Here is a 19,254-nt window from a genome sequence, read left to right as displayed (position 1 = left end):
ACAAACCGGTCAGCAAAAAGGCGTCCCGAATGAAGACGCCTTTTCCTAAAAACCGGCTCATTCCTATAAGCGCGGAATCCGCAGCACCTGGCCGGGATAGATCAGATCCGGGCTTTTCAACATCGGTTTGTTGGCTTCAAAAATGATTCCGTATTTCATCGGGTCGCCATATACTTTCTTAGAGATGGCCGATAAGGTATCGCCCTTTTCGACCGTGTGGAATTGCCCTTCCGGCTCCGGGGTATCGACCACCAGCCGGTTATCGACCTGGTTAACACCTTCGACATTCCCGACGGCCAGCGCCAGTTTTTCGGCATCTTCCTGCTTGGCAACCTCCCCTTCCAGAACCACGGTATCACCGGCTGTTTTAATCGTCAGCTTCCTGTACGAAAGCCCTAGCTGTTTGACGTGATTAAGCAACGCGCTGGCTTTCAGCGGTTCAACTTCGGCCGCTTTGGCGGGCTCGGCGGCTGGCGCTTCATGCTCCTTACCGAAAACTTTTTCACCGACACCTTTGAAAAAACTGAGCAGTCCCATAAGAGTTTATGTGTTTTGAGTGTGCAATGGATTTGAACTAGAACAACTATGAACACCCCCGAACTGTTCGAAGGGATGACCGGGCGGATTTCAAAACCTTCCTTTTAGACGCTGAATGTAGTGATTGGTAATCAATTATTGATAAAATATTCAAAAACTGTTTCGCCCTTGCCGGAGTTTTACGTTCTTGTGGCCCTATCGGGTTGTAACAGGGCAGCCCAAACCGTACTTGTTGGATTGAAAATGAAATACTGTTGGATTGCCGGCCTGCTGGTTCTGGTAGCGGTACAAATCCGGGCGCAGGGCACGCTTGAGGGGGGCGTCCGGGGCGGAGGAACACTGACGCACGGTCATACGATTCTTCCGGCTCAAACCCTTTCGCCGGGCCTGGAAATGCCCCGCATCCGGAATACCAGCAACGGAATCGGCGTAGGGTATCTGGGCGGTGTCTGGATTCGGAAAAATTTCGACCGGTTTTTTCTACAGGCAGAACTCAGTTTTTCGTCGCTCATGCTGAAGCAGAAAGCGTCCATCGACCGCATTGATATCCTGGCAGCTTCCGAATTTGGCGTGAATTTACCGCTGACGATTCCCCCGAAAACCCTGTATGCCAGCCTGAACGCCACCTCGGATCCGCGCATCAATTCCTTTTATATTCCGGTTTTTATTGGCAAAAAGGGGCCGGGAGACCTATGGCGGCTGTATGGCGGCCCGTACCTGATGATTACGCAGCAAGCCGAAGCTTCCCGGACGGCGTCCGGGCGTGTGGAACCCAACGCCAGCATCGGTTTCCCCGGTTATACCGTCACCAACATTCAGGATAAGGTGGACCTGACGAACCCTGACCAGGCCGGCATGTTACAGGTGAAACCCCTCAACTTCGGGGTCGAATTTGGAGCCGGAATGACATTCCTGAAACGGCTCGAGGTCGATCTGCGGTACGGTTTACCCGTGGGCGGGGTTTTTAACGAGCGCGGGATTACCGGTTTTATTGGTTACGCCACGCTGGCGGTCGGCTATAAACTGATCAGTCGTTAAGAAGGGAAGCTCCAGCCGTGAAGCATCCGCGAAACCAAGTCGCCGGTTTTCACAGCTGGATACGTTTACATGAAGGTCTGTCCTACTTCCAGAAGCAGATCAATGACCGGTAAAATGGACCGTCCTTTTTCGTTGAGTGAATATTCAACGCGCGGGGGGACTTCGCCGAACGATTGTTTGTTAACCATGCCCAGTTCGACCAATTGTTTCAATTCGTGAACCAGAACTTTTTCGCTGATACCGGGAACGGCCCGTTTGATTTCCCCGTACCGTAATGTCTTTTCCCGTAACAGGTGAATAATCACTAAACGCCATTTTCCACAGATTACTTCTACCGCTTTTTTGATAACCTGTTCGGTAGTAACTACTTCTTCGACTGGTTGTTTTATTTCTGGTATCATTCGTAACTCTTACTTACCTATTAGTATGTAACACACTGATTCGTAGGTTATTAATGTTAATTACAAACAAAAATACAGTTTTAAATCCTATTTAACGCAGGATCTATAAAATTGATCCACTAATTCAGAAACAAGTTAGACAACAGGTTGTACCACGGCCGTTACTTCAATTTCAATCAACAAATTGGGGTCAATCAGCGCCCGGACTTCCACCATGGAAGCAGCAGGTCGAATGTCTTTGAAAAACTCGCCATGGGCCCGGCCTACCGCTTCCCACTGCGCAATATCGGTAACGTACATCCTTGTACGCACCACGTCTGATAAACTGGCACCTGCTTCTGCCAGCACAGTGCTGATTTTTTCCAGGATAAACCGGGTTTGCTCGTATATGTTTCCAAAACCTACCAGCTGGTCACCATCCATGGCCGTCGTTCCGGCGACTTCAACGAGGTTGCCGACCCGAACGGCCCGGCTATAGCCGACCACCGGCTCCCAGGGAGAACCGGTGGAAATAAGTTGACGTGATTGCATCGTTTCGATTAGTTGGCTTTTTCAGCGCCTAATTTGTCTAATGTTTTTTTATAGTCGCTGAGAAACAGCTTGAATTCCCGGTCCAGCAGTTGCAAATCGCCGGCCAGCGTACTGGTATCGTTCACCTTGAGTTTGGCTTCGGCTTCGCGCGCGATCTGGGCAATCCGGGCCACGCCAATGGTTCCCGCACTTCCTTTGAGGGTATGCAAGTGGCTTTTAACGGTTGGAATATCCCCAATGAGAATGGCGTCCATCGACTCGTGGACAAGCGTTGTTGCTTCCTGCTCAAAATCTTCGAAAATGGACGTCACCAGGTCCCAGCCCCCAACCTGCTCCAGTTGGCCGACAATCTCCGCATCGATCATGGGGGCTTCCGGCTCCCGAATGCTCTCCAACTGCTTCGACCGCATCTCAACCGCTTCCCGAAAATCTTTCCGGGCATCCACCACTTCCTTTACTTTCGCAATGAGGCTCTGCGCCCGGATCGGTTTGGCAATGTAATCGTCGAGTCCCTGGCTCAAAAACCGGTCGCGATCTTCCCGCATCGAATACGCCGTCATGGCAATAACCGGCGGCAACGCCGTTCCAAACAGTTCGCGAAGCTTCCCGGTCGTTTCCACCCCGTCCATATCCGGCATCTGGATATCCATGAAAATCAGCTCATACGGCTGGCTACCCGCAGCCATCGAGGCCGTTACTTTCTCAATGGCTTCCTGGCCGCTGGAGGCCATCTCGACCCGGCAACCCGATTTCCGCAGAATTTCGGTGGCGACTTTCCGGTTGACCGCATTGTCGTCGACCAGCAGCAGATACGGTTTGTGATCTTTAAACACATCCTGCAACGAAACCTCCACCTGATCGGCTTTCTGGGTCGTCGGGCTGATCAACGTTTCTTTCAATTCAATCGTGAACCAGAAGGTGCTGCCCTGACCGGCTGTCGATTCGACCCCAATGCTTCCTTTCATCAAGGCCGCCAGTTCTTTCGAAATAGCCAGCCCCAGCCCCGTACCGCCGAATGACTTGCGCGACGACATTTCAACCTGGCTGAATGAATTGAACAAAAGACCCAGATCATCTTTGGCAATCCCAATGCCGGAGTCTTTTACCTCGATCTTGATCCGGTTGAACTTCCCCTTTTTGCCGACCAGCGACGCCTTCACCGTGACCGCGCCGTTCTCGGTAAATTTAATGGCGTTGGAGGTCAGGTTGGACAAAATCTGCAATAACCGGGTCTGGTCCGCAATCACATATTTGGGCAAATCATCGTCCAGATGGTACGTCAGCGTATTGCCCTTGACACTGGCCTGCTGCCCAAAAAGGGACACCAGTTTTTCGAATACTTCCTGAAACCGGATGGGCGCTTCGTGCAACACCATTTTTCCGGCTTCGATTTTCGACAAATCCAGAATATCGTTCAGAATATTAAGCAGCGTCTCCGAGGATTTCTTGATGGTTTGGACGTAATCCTTCTGGTCCTGATCCAGCGGGGTGTCGTTCAGCAGGTCGATCATCCCGATGACGCCGTTCATCGGCGTCCGGATTTCGTGACTCATGTTGGCCAGAAACCGCTCCTTTACCTTCAGCGACCGCTCGGCTTCGTCTTTGGCTTTCATCAACTCCTGGGCGTTGCGCTTCAGTTCGGTAATGTCACGGGCCAGGGCCGCCACTTCTTCCACCCGGCCATTTTTATCACTCAGCGTCAACATGTTGAGCATGATCTGCCGAATCGTACCGTCTTTCCGGTGCAGGGTCGCTTCGAAATTTCGGAGGCTTTTATTCCGGATCAACCGCAGCAAGGCCCGGCGAATATCCTGTTTATCAACGAAATTAGTAATGGGCTGGCCCAAAACTTCTTCCGGCGTATAGCCCGTCCGTTTCAGCACCGACGGGCTGATCATCGTAATCCGGCCTTCCCGATCGACCCGGCAGTAAATGTCCTGCAGGTTGACGAAAATGCCCCGGAATTTCTCCTCGCTGCCCCGCAGTTCCAGCTCGGTTCGTTTCCGGGCCGTAATATCGCGGGCTATCCCGGAGACCTCCTCGATGACCCCGCCCGTGAGCAGAATCGGGTTCAGGTGTACTTCCAGCCAGGCATCGCCCTTCTGGGTCTGAAAATGCAGTTCAACGGTTTGGGGCAATCCCCGGAACGCCAGCCGGTATTTCTCTTCCAGCATCTTGCGGTTTTCGGTCCCAATGATCCGCCAGCCCAGCTTTTCGGTCGTCACATTCAGTTGGGGAACTTCGCCTAACTGGTTCTCAATCAGACGGCTGTAATTCCGATTGAACGAGGTGAGCTGAAAGCTTTTATTAACCGACCAGATCAGGTGTGAACTGCTGTCAAAAATGGCATTCAGGCGGGCGGTTTGCTTGTTAATGGCGGCTTCGTCCTGTTTTCGGGCAATGGCCAGCGCCACCTGGCCCGAAATAAATTCCAGCAACTCCAGATCCCGGATGTTGTAGGCATCGGTTTTGTCGTAGGCTTTTACCCCGATAATGCCCGTAATCCGGTCGCCGATCCGGAGCGGAACGCAAAGCATCGCTTTCGGAATCTGTCCGTAGAGGTACAGGTTCTGCGTATCGGCCAGTTGCTGAATATCCTGCTCGTAGAGAAACAGCGGTCGGTTGGCCCGGATGGCGTATTCGGTCAGGCCGTTACCCAGTTTCCGTTTGGTAAACCGCATTCCCGTGAAATATTCGTCGATGTAATACGGAAAATACAGGAAGCTTTTGCTCTGGTCGTAGAGCGCAATGAAGAAGTTCCGGGCGTCGATAATGTTGCTCAGTTCTTCGTGAATATTCTGGTACAGCTCATCCAGATCCGTCGCGTTCAGCGTCCAGTTGGCGATGCTGTAATACAGTTTCTGCGCCTTTTCGGCCCGGATGCGGCTCGTTATGTTGTGCAGAATGCAGCGGTAGGCCGTCGGTTTTCCCTGGTCATACCGGCAGTTGACGCTCCCCGATACAAAAATGGTCTTGCCCTTCTTGCTCTGAAAAACCGTCTCGAAATACGGAAATTTCTCGCCATCGCGCACCCGTTGCAGGCGCATGAGCGTACTTTCGGCGTAGTCGGGATGGAGAACATCCTGGAGCGTCAGCGAAGCAATTTCGTCGGAACCATATTCCAGCACCTCGCGCCAGGCCCGGTTGACAAACAGAAACTTGCCATCGAGCGTAACCAGCTGAATCAGGTCGCTGGTGTTATCGACCAGGTCCTGCAATTGCGAGTTGGAGTAGGACAGCGCCGAGGCCACTCGTTTTTTGTTCGTCACATCTTCGCCAATGATGGTATACGAGGCCACCGCCGACCGATCGGCGACGCTATTGATAATGAACGAATTCAGCTGGATATTCCGAACGGCACCGCTCTTGGCCAGCAGGTTGATTTCCTTTTGTTCGACAGAACCGCCCCGCGCAATGGCTTCGTTAAAATCCCGCTGTACCTGCACGCGGTCGGCTGCGGGAATAAAAATTTCGAAAAAATTCTGCCCGATGACATCGGTTGGTTGCCAGGCCGTAATCCGCAACGTATATTGGTTACAAAACGTAACCGTCCCATCTTCTTCAATCGTTAACCCAATGAGGTTCAATTGGTCAACCGTTTTGCTAACGTCAAAAACCGACGCGTGCTGGGGTTGTGAATTACCGTCAAGGGAATTCCGTATTCCTACCTCTTTACTCAGCCGCCGAATTTCGGCGACCAGTTCATCTTTTGTTTTTGCTGACCAGGACATCCTCCGTGTGTGGGTGTTTGAACGTGATTGTAAGGCCCGGTTTTCCGGATTTCCAGCCCGAATAAACCGCTGTTTTGTCGCCCGGCATCAAGCGACAAGACCGAATAAATTTACAAAAAAATACCGGCAATGTGACAAATACTTGGTTGGTTACCGGAATGGCATTATTTTGGAAGTACGTTTATCCAATATTTGATTAGTTTCGTGTGCCTAATAAACACGTATGATGAAAGTCTTTATCGCCCTGATACTGATTTGCCTGTGTTGCGTATCCTGTGAACCGTTTGATCTGGATCAGAAAAATTTTCCGGTCTGCGAAAAGCCCGAAGGCACTATTGGTTTCACGGCGACAAAACTGGAAGTTACCTTTTTTCTGGAAAATCAGAAAGGCGAGATTGGGGCCGTCGGCTGGGATTTGGGCGACGGACGAAACCGTTCCGGAAAGCAATTCACCGTCTTATACGAAAAACCGGGTACGTACAACGTTTCCATGGTGCTGGCCAATCAGTGTGACGACAAATTCACGGCTTCGCGTTTGGTAACCGTTACTAACTAGTTTCTCTCTTCCTATGCATCAGCAATACACGCGTTACTGGCTCAAACGGGTTGTCGCATTTCTTAGCCTGCTTTGCACACTTCCCGCCATCGGTCAGGTTGCTGTTACCAATATTCGCATCAATGTCATCGACGAATCGGCCATTGAAGTCCTGTACGATCTGACGGGTAATCAGCCGGCCGATTCGGTTTACCTTCGCATCCGAAGTCAAACAAATGGGTTACTGAACCCGACCGCCCAGTACCTTTCCGGCGATTGGGGGCAGGATGTGCAGCCCGGTACGAACCGTCGCATCGTCTGGCAAACACTGGCAAATGGTTTTGAGCTGGACGAAAACATCCGGGCTACCATTCTCGTCAAAACGGCGCCGAGCACCGCTCCCCAAACCAGCCTTGCCACCAAGGTCCCCGAACCGGAGCCAAAACGGAAATACCGCCCCGGCGGTCCCGAATTTGCCCTTCTGTCGGTGGTCGCTCCCGGTGTCGGCAATATTTTTGTGCAGTCACCCCGGCCCGTCATCGGGCACCGGCTGGGCATAACCACGGCCTGCTACGGCTTGCTGTTTTACGGCCTGGTCGAACGCAAGAAGTCGCGCGATGAGTACGCACTTTACGAGCAGCAACGCAACCGGGCGGCCGCACAGCCCTATTACGACCGGGCTAACGATCACCACCACCGGTATTTTATCGCAACCCGCCTGTCGGGTGCCATCTGGGTGACCGATATCGTCGCCACGTTTATCAAAGGAGTTCGCAACCAGAAACAACGGTTGAAAACGACCGAGCCGAAGGTTAGTTTGTTACCGGGCACACAGGCCGGTTATCCGGTTGCGGTTTTCCAGTACAAATTTTAACCATCTGTCCATGAAACGTATCATCCTCTTTTTTGGGATTCTGCTCGGCCTTGTTACCCAAAGCCCGGCGCAGGTGGGCGTCTATTCGGCTTCCGGCTCGTGGGTACACGTCAAAATAAAGCCCAAAAATCCAGCCGATGCGTCCGGCCGTCTGTTTAGCGATGATTTCAGGGATAATCGTAACCGGTGGCGCATCGGTCAGCGGGGGGCTTATTCGTTCGATATGGCCCAGAACGCCTACCGGGTTCACAAGCAGGCCAGCAATACGCAGACCTCGGCGTTTAGTTTTATCCCGATTCCAACCGGTATTAACCTCAATAAAGTCGATACGTTTATGGTGCAGGTCGAAATTGGCGGCCCGGGCGGAATCATTCCCGATGCCGGTTTACTGATTGGTGTCCGCGATTCGCTGAACTATTGCCACTTCAGGATTAACAACAAAAACCAGGTTTCGGTCAAGTACGTCATCAACGGTCTGAGTTATACGATCTACATGCGGGGGGATTATGTACCGGCGGGCATTCCGTTGTCGACCAGCCAAAATACGCTGACGGTTCGTAAAAAAGGGGAACAGATTCATTTCTACCTGAACGGTCGGGAAATCCCGACCAGCCCGTACCAGTTCCGGCAATATCAGGGCAACGGCATCGGTTTTGTTTCCAACACGGACGGAACCACCTTCCGAAACCTGACGGTCAGCGCCGGAGCGCCATCCCGTTAGTTTTCTTCGCGAATCCGAACGCCATCACGGTCAATAGTGATTTGCTGGCCATCCAGCACGACGGTGGCTTTGCCGTTGTTGAAAGGCGTCACATCGTCATACATCGGTTCAATATGCCACTGGTCCTTCTGATCGATATACCCCCATTTATTCCCTTTCCGGGCAGCCCGCAGACCAAAATCACCAACCTGGGTGTCGGCCATATCATACGGTTTAACGGATTCCTGCGGGCTGGCAGCCGCCAGATCCGCCGGTTTTTCCGGTCTGTCTACCGTGGATAGTATAGGTGTCTTATTTTTAGCCGACGCTGTCAACACCACATTTTTTTTCGGCGGGAGAACGCCCATCGACGGGCTGGTCGTTTCTTTGGGGGCCACCGAAGGCGTTTCCAAACTCGGTTCCTGGTCGGCCCGTTCGGCGTTGGTACTGGTTCCGATCGCCGACAGTTTCCCGTTCCAGAACCAGAGTAGAATGCTTACAATCAGAATCACCAGGGCAACCAGCACTCTATTGGATTGGGCAAACGAGGTCGGAACCGGACGCGCTATGGCATTCGGCAGGGCCGGAGCCATCAGAAATTCAGGTTCGGACACCCATTTTTTATTTTCTTTTTGACGCCAGTCGGTCGAAATCAACCGTTCCCGGAGCGATTGGCCCCGTGGAGGAGTCAGGGCTTCGTAATTATGCTCCAGCAGGTACCCCATAATTTCCTGCGTCAAAACGGTCTCATCCGATGGAATAGCTACAAACAAATCATTGATAACGTCGGCAGAAACGTATCGCTCATGATGGCCAAAAACCTCCTGTATCTGTTGACGAATGGTATCAATCATATCATGCTTGATTTAATCAAACGCAGGTCCCATTCCTTTAGACTTTCAAAAGTTACGAAAAGTAAGATTCTCTTCATAATTTTTTAAGTGACCGGTCTCCGGCGTTCAATCGAATAACCTTGCGTGGCTATGTCTGTTTATTCCTGCAGTACTTTAGAGCAATTATTTACTTTTTTTTGCTTGGCAACGGATAATAACACTTACACTATTTCCCTGTAAATAAACTAGTTACCCTCCCGTATCCGTTTTCCATACCGATCAATAAAAAATTGATTTCCGTCCAGCTCGACGCTGGCTTTGCCATTGTTGAAGGGCGTTGCCAGCTCAAACTGTGGCTCAATGACCCAGGTATTCGACTCATCGACGAAGCCCCACCAGCCGCCTTTTCGCGCGGGACGTAACCCGAATTCGCCAACGGTATTATCGACCTCATCAAAATCAACGGTTCTGATTTCGCCCGCCCGGCCCGGCCGATTCTTCCCTGTTTTATCCGTACTACTCGCCGATTCGGGGCGCTCCTCTTCCGGTAAAAGTTTTTTTTTACCCCCTAATCCGGTTTTGGGCGGTTTCGCAGGTTTCCCTTTTCTCCCGGGATCAAGACTCTGATTCTTGCTGCTTTTAGGCGGTTTCGGCACCGCTTCCTCTTCTTCCGTTCCGCGGGTCAGCCGCAAGACCACCCAGATCAATATCAGTGCCGACAAAACCGCCAGCAGAATCAGCGCAACATCCGACAACCCGCTTTTTTTGGGCGGTTCTGTCGGTTGAACGGCGGGTGGTACGTGGCCCGGCGGTTTTTCAGAAACCGGCAAGGGCATAGCGGGCGGACGATGGGGCGTCCCTCCCGCATTCAGCGTGGTGGACGTGGTGTAACCCACCGGCGTTTTCACGGAGTCGGCGGGTTTAGACTGGTCTTTTTCCCACCAGCTCAGGTGTCGCCAGTCGGTCGAAATCAGCTTTTCCTTGAGGGTCGTGCCACGGGGCGGATGCACCGACGCGTAATAGTGTTCCGATAGATAACGCCGGATCTCCTCCGCCAGAGCCGCTTCGTCGTAGTCGACGGCCTTAAACAGAAAGTTCAGACTTTGCGCCTGAATGTGTTTGTCGTAGTCATCGAGAATGCTTTTGATTTTTTTCCGGACCGACTCCACTTTATCGGTGGACGGTGCCGGTTCCGACGGGTTAGGGGGCGGAGGGGCGGTGCCCGCCGAAACCACGCTGGGCGGATTCTCCGGTAACAGCACCGGCTCCGGTTCGACGGACGCGGGCAGGGCTTCCAGAATAGCCGGTATCCACTGGTCCACCACAAACGTCCGCGACAACTGCACCCGCTCGGCTTCCATGACGAATTGCGTCATGTCGGCGGCTGTTAACTTATGCTGGCGTTGCAGCGCAACGGTGACAATCTTCTTTTTCAGGTCCAGAATTTTCCCGAAATCCCGGTTGACCTGCCGGCTAATATCATTGACTAACCGCGTAAAATCCGTGATCCCCAGTTCACTGGCTTCGGCAACCAGCCCTTTCTGGCGCCATTGCCAGTCGGCCAGTTCCCCTTCGTGCAAAACGACTTCATTCTTTATCCGGTCCCGTAATTCTTCCAGCGTCATGTTACCAGCAAATCCGTAGTTGGTGTCTCATAGACCGGTCATTAATTAATTGACTATCAAATCTTATCATTTCCTCCTGGTCTAATCCCAAATTAATCCGGACTGGGTAGTAAATTACTAAATAAATCTAATTTTTGCTTTCTCGGTAATTTTCCATTTATCCCCCTGCAGCGTCAGGTGACCGGCTTGCTCCGTCCGGATACGGCTGGTCGGACTGGGCTGGGTCAGGTATTCGCAGGCGTCGTTGAGGTAGGAATAGGGATCGCTCAACGCCAGTCGCTGGGCATCCGGATTTTCAGACACCTGGTAGGTTGCCTGCGTGTCGCTCTGCAGGGTCACATCAAAAACCGTGTCCCGCTCGGGCGTTAGCAGCAGTCCGCGGGCACTGAATCCGTCGCCGAGATCCGCCGTGCGCGCGTAGAAAGCCGTCGGTTTGGCGGGTGTTTCGGGTTGGGACCGAAACCGGTTGGCCGGACGCGCCGGCGCTTCGGGTTCGGTCGGTGGCTCCTGTACCGGCGTTACCACTTCTAGCGGAACGCGGGCCGCGGGAGCCACCGGTTTTTCGGCGCGGTTTTGTTCCAGGTGCCGAACCGCCCGTTCCAGCGCGTCCAGCCGGGCATTCAACTGAAAGTTTTCATTGGGCTGGTTTTTGCGAATCTCCAGTTTACTGATCCGGTCCGCCAGCTTGGCCAGTTGTGAATCGAACTGCACATCGCGGGCCGACTGTTGCGGTTTTTGGGCCTTTACCACGATATAAGCCAGAAAAGCGACCCCGGCGAGGCTCAGGATTGATAAAAAAAGCGCAAATCCATCCATAGAAATCCAGTTTTTTTGAGAGTTGGTTGGGGTAGTTGGGGTTATTTCGGTGGTCGCTGCCGTATCGGCCGGCACCGCATCCGTTGTGGCTGCGGGCGTCGGTGGCAAGGGCGCAGCGGCCGTTTCACCATCCAAACTACGGCTGATGATGGTATTCAGGCTGGTTTCAAAAGCCGCATACGTTGGCAGCGTCTGCCGAATGGCCTTGTCGCCCTGAGCCACCTTCTGAATCAGGTACTCCTTCACCTCGTTCAGGGCGGTTCCGGGTTGATTGATTTGGGCAATGCTGTGGGCTGCCTTCCGCTTCGCATCATCGACCAGCTTGTCGGCGCCCACCAGCTTGTTCTGTTCAATAAACGCCTTCAGGCTCTCGTACGAATCACAATTGCATTGGGCCGTCTGTACTTCCGGAAACGTTTGTTTATCCGTCGCCAGAAACTCAACGGTGGCCTTAATCATCTGAAAAGCAGCCTGATCAAGTTTTCTCCGGTATTCGGCATCCGGTTGGGCGAAACCTGCCTGGTTCAGCAGCAACACGCCCAGCAACACAATCCAGCGGGTAGTTTGACTCATCTTCCGTGCGTTGGTGATTGAAAGGTTACGATTCGGCAATGTGTTTCGACAGTTCGTAGAGCGCGTGTTTGAGCGGCAGGAAAAAGTAGGTTTCGCCCAGCGCATCGTTCGGTCGTTGTTCAAAACCCATCCGGGCCAGCATATAACTGTCGTAAAGCCGTCCTCCCCGCGTAATATCGGTGCCCACGAGGTAGTCGAGGTACCGTTCCGGCGTCTGAATGTTGTATTCACTCAGGAAGTACGCAATGTCCCGGTCGAGCAACGTCAGTTCCAGAAACCGCTGCATGTTATGCAAGACCGAATGGTGAAACTCCCGTTGCGGGCTCACTTCCCCGATTTTCGTCCGGCGGTATTCAAACGTAAACTTCGGCTCCTGTCCTTCTTCGGTCGGTTCGGGCGCGTTCCCCCAGTAGCAGGTCGTTTCCCGGTTTTCGTACTGCGCTTTTTCGCCCCCGGCATTTTCGTACAACACCGCTCCGTTGGCCGTCGTTTCCTTCGGGTTATCGGACAGAATCACTTCAAAATCCGGTGGAATCGGCTGGCTGGAATACGCCTTGAACAGCATCTTCGTAAACTGAATCAGCCGCGAACGTGATCCGAGCATGGCCAGGTACTGGCTTCCCCGACCCGTAAACGTCAGGTAGCGCGGCAACGCCAGGTTATGCGACTCCAGCAGTTGAACCAGGTGGTAGACAATCGCGCTATAGTGCAAATACAGCACAATCCGCAAGGCCGGTTTTCCGTCCTGAATCGACTGCGTAAACTTGAAGTGACTATCGTACTTAAAGAGCAAACTGATAATGTCCTCCGCCGTCAATTCCGGTTTGTTCAGGAACGTATCCAGAATGGAATCCTCCCGCGCGGGCGACTGATTGAGGGTCCGGCGGTAGGCCAGGTAGTTTTTGACAAAACCGTTGTCTTTCCGGTGCGACGGATGGCCCTGTTCGTCCAGCCCACCGCCCCAGATATCGTACCCGGCAAACCGGAATGACGTATTCAGGTAACGGCCCTGCTGTTTCATGAACAGCATGATGTCGGCGGTTCCGCCCCCAATATCCACGTTGACCGTATCGGCAAACGACTTGACGCCATTTTTGACGAGGTAAAAATACGGAGCCAGCGATTCCGGAACCGGTTTCGCCCGGAAGTTACTGGTCGTTCCAAACACATTCCGGAACGCCTGCTCCCACTCCCCGACGAGGTTATCTTCCGTCATGGCCCGCATGCTCGACGGAGCCAGCCAGGCAACGGCCGTCTGTTGCACATTACCCTGATTCAGAACCACTTTATTCCGAATCAGTAACAACAACGTTTCGAAGAATGCCCGCACCCGGGGTCGGTTTAGGGTATCGGCCGGCTGGTTCTCAAACAGCCACTTCAGGTTTGTAACATAGTGGTTGACGCCCGTACTGCCTTCTTCCAGATCAATGTTGAAACCCAGGTTGACCTTTGAAAACAGGTTGTTGTCGCTATTGGTAAAACCGCTTTTCTCGTACACCGTCGTCCGCAGTGGGAAGGTAAAGGGAGAGCCATACTCCTTCCCGATAATAGCCGGTACAAACTCGCGTCGGATCAGCGCATCCAGCGACACCAGACTTCCGTAACTGGCCGGAAGGCGGTATTTATCGTACATGGTCGTGGCTTCGTAGCCTTCATACGGCTTATTCAGCGTGACCATCTGCAACTCGTCCTTGTCCAGGTTCGTGACCGCATCGCTCACCGTCAGGGCTTTCGGCTCCACATCGCCCATCGCGGCATCGGTATAGGCGATGTGCGTGTTGGAGGTTCCGAAATCGATGGCAAACGTAAAGTTTTTGTAGCCCTTTTCGGCAATGGTCGTAAACAGCGGCAACACCAGCCCCCGGTACGGAATGCCGCTGCGCTCCAGCCGGATTTCCAGCACGTCAAACGCCTGGGGAACCTTATAGAAATACGACGCGGGCAGCGGATCGACTTTCGGCGAACGTGCTTCGGGCGTCGGTACGTTGAGCGGTTTTCCGGCAATGATGTTCGGGAGTTCGTAAAACTGCACGGAATTGGCCGCACGGAAGCCAATCGTCGGATCGCTGACGTCGGCCAGCAGGATGTGGTACTGGTTCAGGTGCTGCAAATCCGGCACCGTCACGCGGTAGAAGGGAAAAAACGCCAGACCAGCCCGAAAATCGACGACGGTTTCCGACCGCGCCAGGTTGTATTCTTTCCGGAATTCGATCGTTCGGTTGTTCCGAATCGGGATGCGGAGCGTAGCCGTGATGATTTTGTCGGTTCCGCGGTGTTCCGCCGAGAACACAAATTGCCGTTGCAAATCCTCGATCCGGAAGAAATTGAAATACTCTTTCCGAATTGGCAGCAGAAATTCACACTCGCCAATGGTGCCGGTAAAAAACCGCTTGTTGTTGACCTTGAACGGCACCTGAATCAGGAAATCCTCCAGAAAATCGTCGGTGGTCAGGAACGGATAGCGCACGTTATCGACCCCCGGCAAATACCGTTCGGCCAGCAAACCGCCTTCGCTGAGGTTGTTCAGCAGCGACCGCAGGATGACCGTCTGCGGATTCCAGTTCGTATTTTTAACGTACCTCCCGGCCACGTCCATCCGCGACGCCAGCGCCAGCGGTTTCCGCACGTTCGTAGGTGCTCCGTTGCGGCTTTCCTGCTGGTAGTACGACACCGTGGGCTGCATCACGAAATCGCTGTTCTCCTCAATATCGTCCAGGACGTCGTTTTCGCGCACTTTATACAACATAAGGCCCGGCAACACCTGTAGGGTCGAATTGCCCTCTCCCCCAATCTGAATGGGTTCAAAATTGGCCAGCGTGGTGTTCGCTTCCACCGGCAATTGAACGGTATTGTCGAAAAACGCTTTGTACAGAAACTCGGAAAAACCGCCTTTCGGGGGCAGGTAATCCTTGTACTGGTCGTACAACCGGCGCAGGTAGGTCACAAAAGCCGTGTCGCGGTCCTGCAATGGCACGTATTCGTTCTGGAACAACGTCCGGCCCGTCGTGCTTTTCGGCGGGTCGATGAATTTATTCTGGCGCTCCTGCTCCCAGTTCGGTGAGGTGAACACCAGCGACAGGGGCGATGTTCCGCCGAGCAAAGCACCCTTGTAATAAATCAGCGTAAACTGTTGGAGCGTACCAAGTTCGTTTCGAAAATCCAGATCCAGCGCTTTTGCCAGAATCTGGTGGGCGTGCCGGGTCATGCCCGACGCACTCGCCTTTTTCCGTAATGCATCCAGCCGCTCGGCCCGGTTCCAGACCCGGTAGGTCAGGTCGGCGCTGTTACCAGCCTGAAACAGGAGTTCCAGCATGTCGAGGGCGTGCGACACCAGCACGTGGTACAGCGACAGTTCGCGCGGCAACTGGTTGTTTTTGACCATCCGAAACGCCGTATCGAACAGATACAACCGCGCAAACGGCGACGGAATCGAGGTTCCGGCCTTGGCCGCAGCTCCGGAGGCTCCACCAGCCGCGCCCGAAAGCGTGTCGGGAATGTGTTCAATACGGTTGCCCGTCAGGCCCGTATGCGAACCGGTCCAGTCCTGGTGGTTCTGCTGGCTGACGTTGGGGTCGTTATCAATTCTGAGAATATGTGGCATATCTTTAAATTAAACTATTTCGCGGAGCTAAGCGGAGTTCTTTAGAGTTCAACGGAGCCTCTGCTTACCTCAAAAAACTCCGCTTAGCTCCGCGAAACAACATAGCATTTACACAGCAGCGTCGGAAAGTTGCCGGTTGAGCGGCCCGAGTTTTTCGCGGCATTTTTCGGCCACATCAATCAGCAGTTGCATAAACCGCATTTCCGGCTGCGGGAACGGGGCCTGCAACGAGTTTTCGATTTTCCCGGCCTGATCGCGGAGGAATTTTTCGCTGATGCCCTTGTCGAAGAACCCGGTTTCAATCCGCTTCGAGCGTACCATTGCGTTGAAATCCAGTTGCATTTCGAACGGATAAAACGCCCGGTCGTTCTGGGCCATTTCGCTCAGCCAGACCTTGAAATGGTACGTCATGAAGTTTTCCAGCGAGGTGTAAAACGTATTCGTCCGCAGGTTTTGCGACAGGGACAGGTTCTTGGCAAACGCTTCGCCGAGATTCCCCGGCACAAAATCAGTGAAGAATTTTGTCGCGTACGCAAACCGGATGAGCGGCTCGAACAAGCCGTTGTAGGTCTGATCGTGGAAATGCGGCAAATCCAGTGTCCGGTCGTTGCGCTTCAGGCCGTACTCGAAATACCGTTTGGCATCACTGAACTCGCCCTCGGATTTGTTGGCAAAATCCAGAATGGACGCGGCTGCCAGCATCTCAACGACGTGGGCGTTGTTCGTCTGTTTGGCCCCGCCCTCCACGTTGGGATACAGTTTGCTGCCGGGCCGGTCGCCGATGTAATAGAGCGCATCCAGATTGACCTGCGTCTGGTAGTACGACAAAGCCGCCTTGGTCTTCGATAAAAACCGGTTTTGATCGATGGCACTCTGGTTGTTTTCTTCCAGCGCAAAATACGGCATCACCGTTACGGCCCCCTTCTTCGCGTTGCGAATCTGGATTTTCTGACTCGGGTGTTGCAGCAATTTGATCAGTTGCGGAAAACCGGCCGACCCCGTTCCGCCGAAAATGGAACTGATCACAAAAATCCGGTCGGTCTGGTCGTTGAAGGCCCCGGTAAAGTATTTATACACTGCCGAATCTTCCAGGGCGTTGAAAACCACCGAGCCGATGTTTGGGTTGCCTTTGAAACCGACCGACAGGTTCAGTTTCAGTTCCGCGCTGGTCGGTTTGGCCGAATTGTCGTAGAGCAGCTTCAACAACTCCCGATCGATATCGTCCATATTGCTGACGCTCAGAAATTCTTCGAAGGTCCCTTCGTGATCGGTTAATTTGGGCAGCACCGAATCGCCAATTTTTTCCTGCGCATTTTCGGCCTGGAGCGTTCCAAGCGGTTGCAGGGGCGTCGCAAAAAACGTTCGTCGTTCGGTTTGAGTACCCTGGCTGGCTGCGGTGTCTTTATAAGCGACCCGGCGAATAGCGCGGTAGAGTTCGACTTCCCGCAGGGCCCGTTCCGTATCGCCGTTCTGCATGTCCATATCGAGCAGAATCGGAATAATCGTCAGGTCGGCGGGCGTTTTTGCACCAGCGGCCAGCAGCATAGTCAGCGAGCGCAGTACGCGGGCACCCGTTCCGCCAATACCGAAAAGAAATAGTTTCATAGAGCTAAAAACGTCTTGAACCGGGATTTCGCAGATGAAAGGATGAACTGAGAAGATTCGCTATCCATCCCGTTAATCAGTGGAATCCGGGTTCAGAAGGGAGTTCGTTTTGCAAAAATGGAAAACCGCTTCAGGAGTAACGAAAAAACGAAGAAGTAAATTAGCGCGTAGAATAAGTTTAACCCGCCAAACCCCTGCATATAGCTATCCGTATTTTCGGCATCGGTTGCGTCCAGTGCATACCAAAGTGCGTAACCATACCCAAAAATACCGGCAACCACCAGGGTAATGATCCAGTGCGACGTGCGGTAAAAAACCGACTTCCAGCGGCCCAGAAGGAGGTAAAACACGGCCGCTAAAAGGGCTGAAAATAAGAGGGTCATGAACCCGACGGGTGTAAAGATTTCGTCGGCGTAGATGGGATCATTGTTCTGGCCCAGCCAGAGTTCATAGAGCGTTACAAACATGAGGGTGACGGTTAGTATTTGCGTATTGGGTTGAGAAATTCGCTTATTTCTCCAGGTTAAGATTCAGGACCAGAAAATCGTTGGTTGAAGACTGGTAGGCTTCTTTGACCCCGTTCATCAGGTGCACCAGCGCAAAGGTCTTGTTAAACCGGCTCGCGGGCGTGCGGTCGTCCATCGTCGACCAGCCGTTGGCGTACCAGTCGTCGAACCGCACCGGAAGTTTAATGGTCAGCCCGGTTTTTTCGTCGTACAGATTTTCGACTCGGAACGTCAGTACGTGGGTATTCTGGTTGAGTAGTTTCAGTTCCCGCTCTTTCAGCCGCTCGGTCGACACTTTCTCTTTTTGCTGCACGTTCACCAGCTTGACGGTGGCGCTCGGGGTGGTCAGGACGGCATTTTTCCGGATATACTCTTCGGCCTGCGCGTAGGCGGGCAAACCGCTCAGGTTGACGCCCACCGCGAATTCGGCCGGGGCTGCGGGTTTGACGGAGAGTTCCGTAAGGCCCGCTTTCTCGGCGCGCCAGCTGCCTTTTTTGTTGAGCGAGAAAAACAGATCGAACTGTTTCAGCGCCCCGCTGGCCCCAAAATCAAGTTGCTTGGCCGGTTTGGTAATCAGCAGCTCGTTCATTTTCTGGTTCAGATCGGCCACGAGTTCCTGCTTGCCAATCACCCAGATATAGAACGGCCGGGATTCGCCCGCCAGCTTGTGTTTGTTGTTCTGGTAATCGTAATACGTCCCGTTGAAACCGGAGCTGTAGGCCCAGACCGACGCACTCACCCCCTGTTTTTTCAAGGCGGCAAACTGGTCGTTGATCTGGCTTTTCAGAACGCTCTCGGCATTCTGGCGGTTGATTTCCGGGTTCTGTTTGATGTCAGCATCCGGGAACGACAGAATACAGTCCGACACCAGTAAGGTAACGGTATTGCCTTTGGCCTTCTCCCCCACCTGTTTAAAAATCTTGTGCAGTTCCGAACTCCGCTCGGTCGCCAGGGGCGTGGTCGCCAGGTTAACCACAAACTGGTTGTACCCACCGACCACCGGTTGCGGTTTGCCGGCAATGGTCCAGACTTCGACCGGGGCGACCTGGTTCAGTTTCGTAACAATCTCGGAAACAGCCACTTTAAAATTGGTTTCTCCCTTCAGATAACCGCCCATGCTGGCCGAGGTTTCCAGGAAAAACAGGATGTTACTGATACCGGCGGGTTTCGTCTCGGGTTGTTTCTCGGTTTTTTTTTCTTTCCGTCCACAGCCCTGAACGAACAGGACAAGCACCAGGAAAACCAGGCCCCAGGCCCGACAGGATGACTGATTGATTCGTTTGTGCACGTCGTATCTAGTTGGTTTGAAATCCGGTTCCCGGCCGGATAGTTCCCGCATCAATATAGG

The 19,254-nt window shown here is 53.1% G+C and carries 15 protein-coding genes; 4 read left to right on the top strand and 11 right to left on the bottom strand.

Annotated features, from left to right (window positions below):
* Positions 1-63: 63 nt before the first annotated feature.
* Positions 64-537 (bottom strand): peptidoglycan-binding protein LysM, encoded by a 474-nt coding sequence (lysM, locus tag ACFPMF_RS17860; protein WP_379847806.1) that lies wholly within the window; start codon positions 535-537, stop codon positions 64-66.
* A gap of 243 nt (positions 538-780) precedes the next feature.
* Here lysM and ACFPMF_RS17855 point away from each other — a divergent pair, with 243 nt between their 5' ends.
* Positions 781-1,575: an outer membrane beta-barrel protein gene (locus ACFPMF_RS17855; RefSeq protein WP_379847804.1), complete on the top strand. Its 795-nt coding sequence runs from the start codon at positions 781-783 to the stop codon at positions 1,573-1,575.
* A 65-nt stretch (positions 1,576-1,640) separates the two neighbouring features.
* Here ACFPMF_RS17855 and ACFPMF_RS17850 read toward each other — a convergent pair whose 3' ends face one another.
* From ACFPMF_RS17850 to ACFPMF_RS17840, 3 genes are all read right to left on the bottom strand, one after another.
* Positions 1,641-1,976, bottom strand: coding sequence for a winged helix-turn-helix transcriptional regulator (locus tag ACFPMF_RS17850; protein WP_379847802.1), 336 nt, complete (start codon positions 1,974-1,976; stop codon positions 1,641-1,643).
* Between the two features lie 135 nt (positions 1,977-2,111).
* Positions 2,112-2,507, bottom strand: coding sequence for a RidA family protein (locus tag ACFPMF_RS17845; RefSeq protein ID WP_379847799.1), 396 nt, complete (start codon positions 2,505-2,507; stop codon positions 2,112-2,114).
* Between the two features lie 8 nt (positions 2,508-2,515).
* Positions 2,516-6,238 carry a PAS domain S-box protein gene (locus tag ACFPMF_RS17840; RefSeq protein ID WP_379847796.1) on the bottom strand — a complete coding sequence of 1,241 codons (3,723 nt, stop codon included), beginning with the start codon at positions 6,236-6,238 and terminating at the stop codon, positions 2,516-2,518.
* Positions 6,239-6,461: 223 nt separating this feature from the next.
* Here ACFPMF_RS17840 and ACFPMF_RS17835 point away from each other — a divergent pair, with 223 nt between their 5' ends.
* From ACFPMF_RS17835 to ACFPMF_RS17825, 3 genes are read left to right on the top strand one after another with little or no spacing between them, the layout of a single operon-like run.
* Positions 6,462-6,794, top strand: coding sequence for a PKD domain-containing protein (locus ACFPMF_RS17835; protein WP_379847793.1), 333 nt, complete (start codon positions 6,462-6,464; stop codon positions 6,792-6,794).
* A 13-nt stretch (positions 6,795-6,807) separates the two neighbouring features.
* Entirely contained in the window at positions 6,808-7,647 is an 840-nt protein-coding gene (locus ACFPMF_RS17830) for a hypothetical protein (RefSeq protein WP_379847790.1), read from the top strand.
* Positions 7,648-7,657: 10 nt separating this feature from the next.
* Positions 7,658-8,368: a hypothetical protein gene (locus ACFPMF_RS17825; protein WP_379847787.1), complete on the top strand. Its 711-nt coding sequence runs from the start codon at positions 7,658-7,660 to the stop codon at positions 8,366-8,368.
* On the opposite strand, the gene ACFPMF_RS17820 is transcribed toward ACFPMF_RS17825, so the two are convergent.
* From ACFPMF_RS17820 to ACFPMF_RS17790, 7 genes are all read right to left on the bottom strand, one after another.
* On the bottom strand, positions 8,365-9,201 hold the full coding sequence (locus ACFPMF_RS17820; RefSeq protein WP_379847784.1) for a WG repeat-containing protein: 837 nt from the start codon (positions 9,199-9,201) through the stop codon (positions 8,365-8,367). The genes ACFPMF_RS17825 and ACFPMF_RS17820 overlap by 4 nt on opposite strands.
* Before the next feature lie 224 nt (positions 9,202-9,425).
* The gene (locus ACFPMF_RS17815) at positions 9,426-10,805 is read right to left on the bottom strand and encodes a WG repeat-containing protein (RefSeq protein ID WP_379847781.1); all 1,380 of its coding nucleotides are present in this window, start codon (positions 10,803-10,805) and stop codon (positions 9,426-9,428) included.
* A 117-nt stretch (positions 10,806-10,922) separates the two neighbouring features.
* A complete protein-coding gene (locus tag ACFPMF_RS17810) occupies positions 10,923-12,194 on the bottom strand; it encodes a hypothetical protein (RefSeq protein WP_379847779.1) in 1,272 nt (423 codons plus the stop codon).
* A gap of 25 nt (positions 12,195-12,219) precedes the next feature.
* Positions 12,220-15,795, bottom strand: a complete 3,576-nt coding sequence (locus tag ACFPMF_RS17805) for a hypothetical protein (RefSeq protein WP_379847776.1) — start codon at positions 15,793-15,795, stop codon at positions 12,220-12,222.
* A 108-nt stretch (positions 15,796-15,903) separates the two neighbouring features.
* A complete protein-coding gene (locus ACFPMF_RS17800; RefSeq protein ID WP_379847773.1) occupies positions 15,904-17,400 on the bottom strand; it encodes an FtsZ/tubulin family protein in 1,497 nt (498 codons plus the stop codon).
* A 92-nt stretch (positions 17,401-17,492) separates the two neighbouring features.
* Complete coding sequence (locus ACFPMF_RS17795) at positions 17,493-17,867, bottom strand: hypothetical protein (protein WP_379847770.1); 375 nt, start codon at positions 17,865-17,867, stop codon at positions 17,493-17,495.
* A 43-nt stretch (positions 17,868-17,910) separates the two neighbouring features.
* Positions 17,911-19,245: a hypothetical protein gene (locus tag ACFPMF_RS17790; RefSeq protein ID WP_379847767.1), complete on the bottom strand. Its 1,335-nt coding sequence runs from the start codon at positions 19,243-19,245 to the stop codon at positions 17,911-17,913.
* Between the last annotated feature and the right edge of the window lie 9 nt (positions 19,246-19,254).

The sequence above is a fragment of the Larkinella bovis genome (assembly GCF_042655385.1).
Lineage (GTDB): Bacteria > Bacteroidota > Bacteroidia > Cytophagales > Spirosomataceae > Larkinella > Larkinella bovis.
The sequence above is the reverse complement of the archived record's forward strand: the minus strand, read 5'-3'. Positions and strand labels throughout refer to the sequence as shown.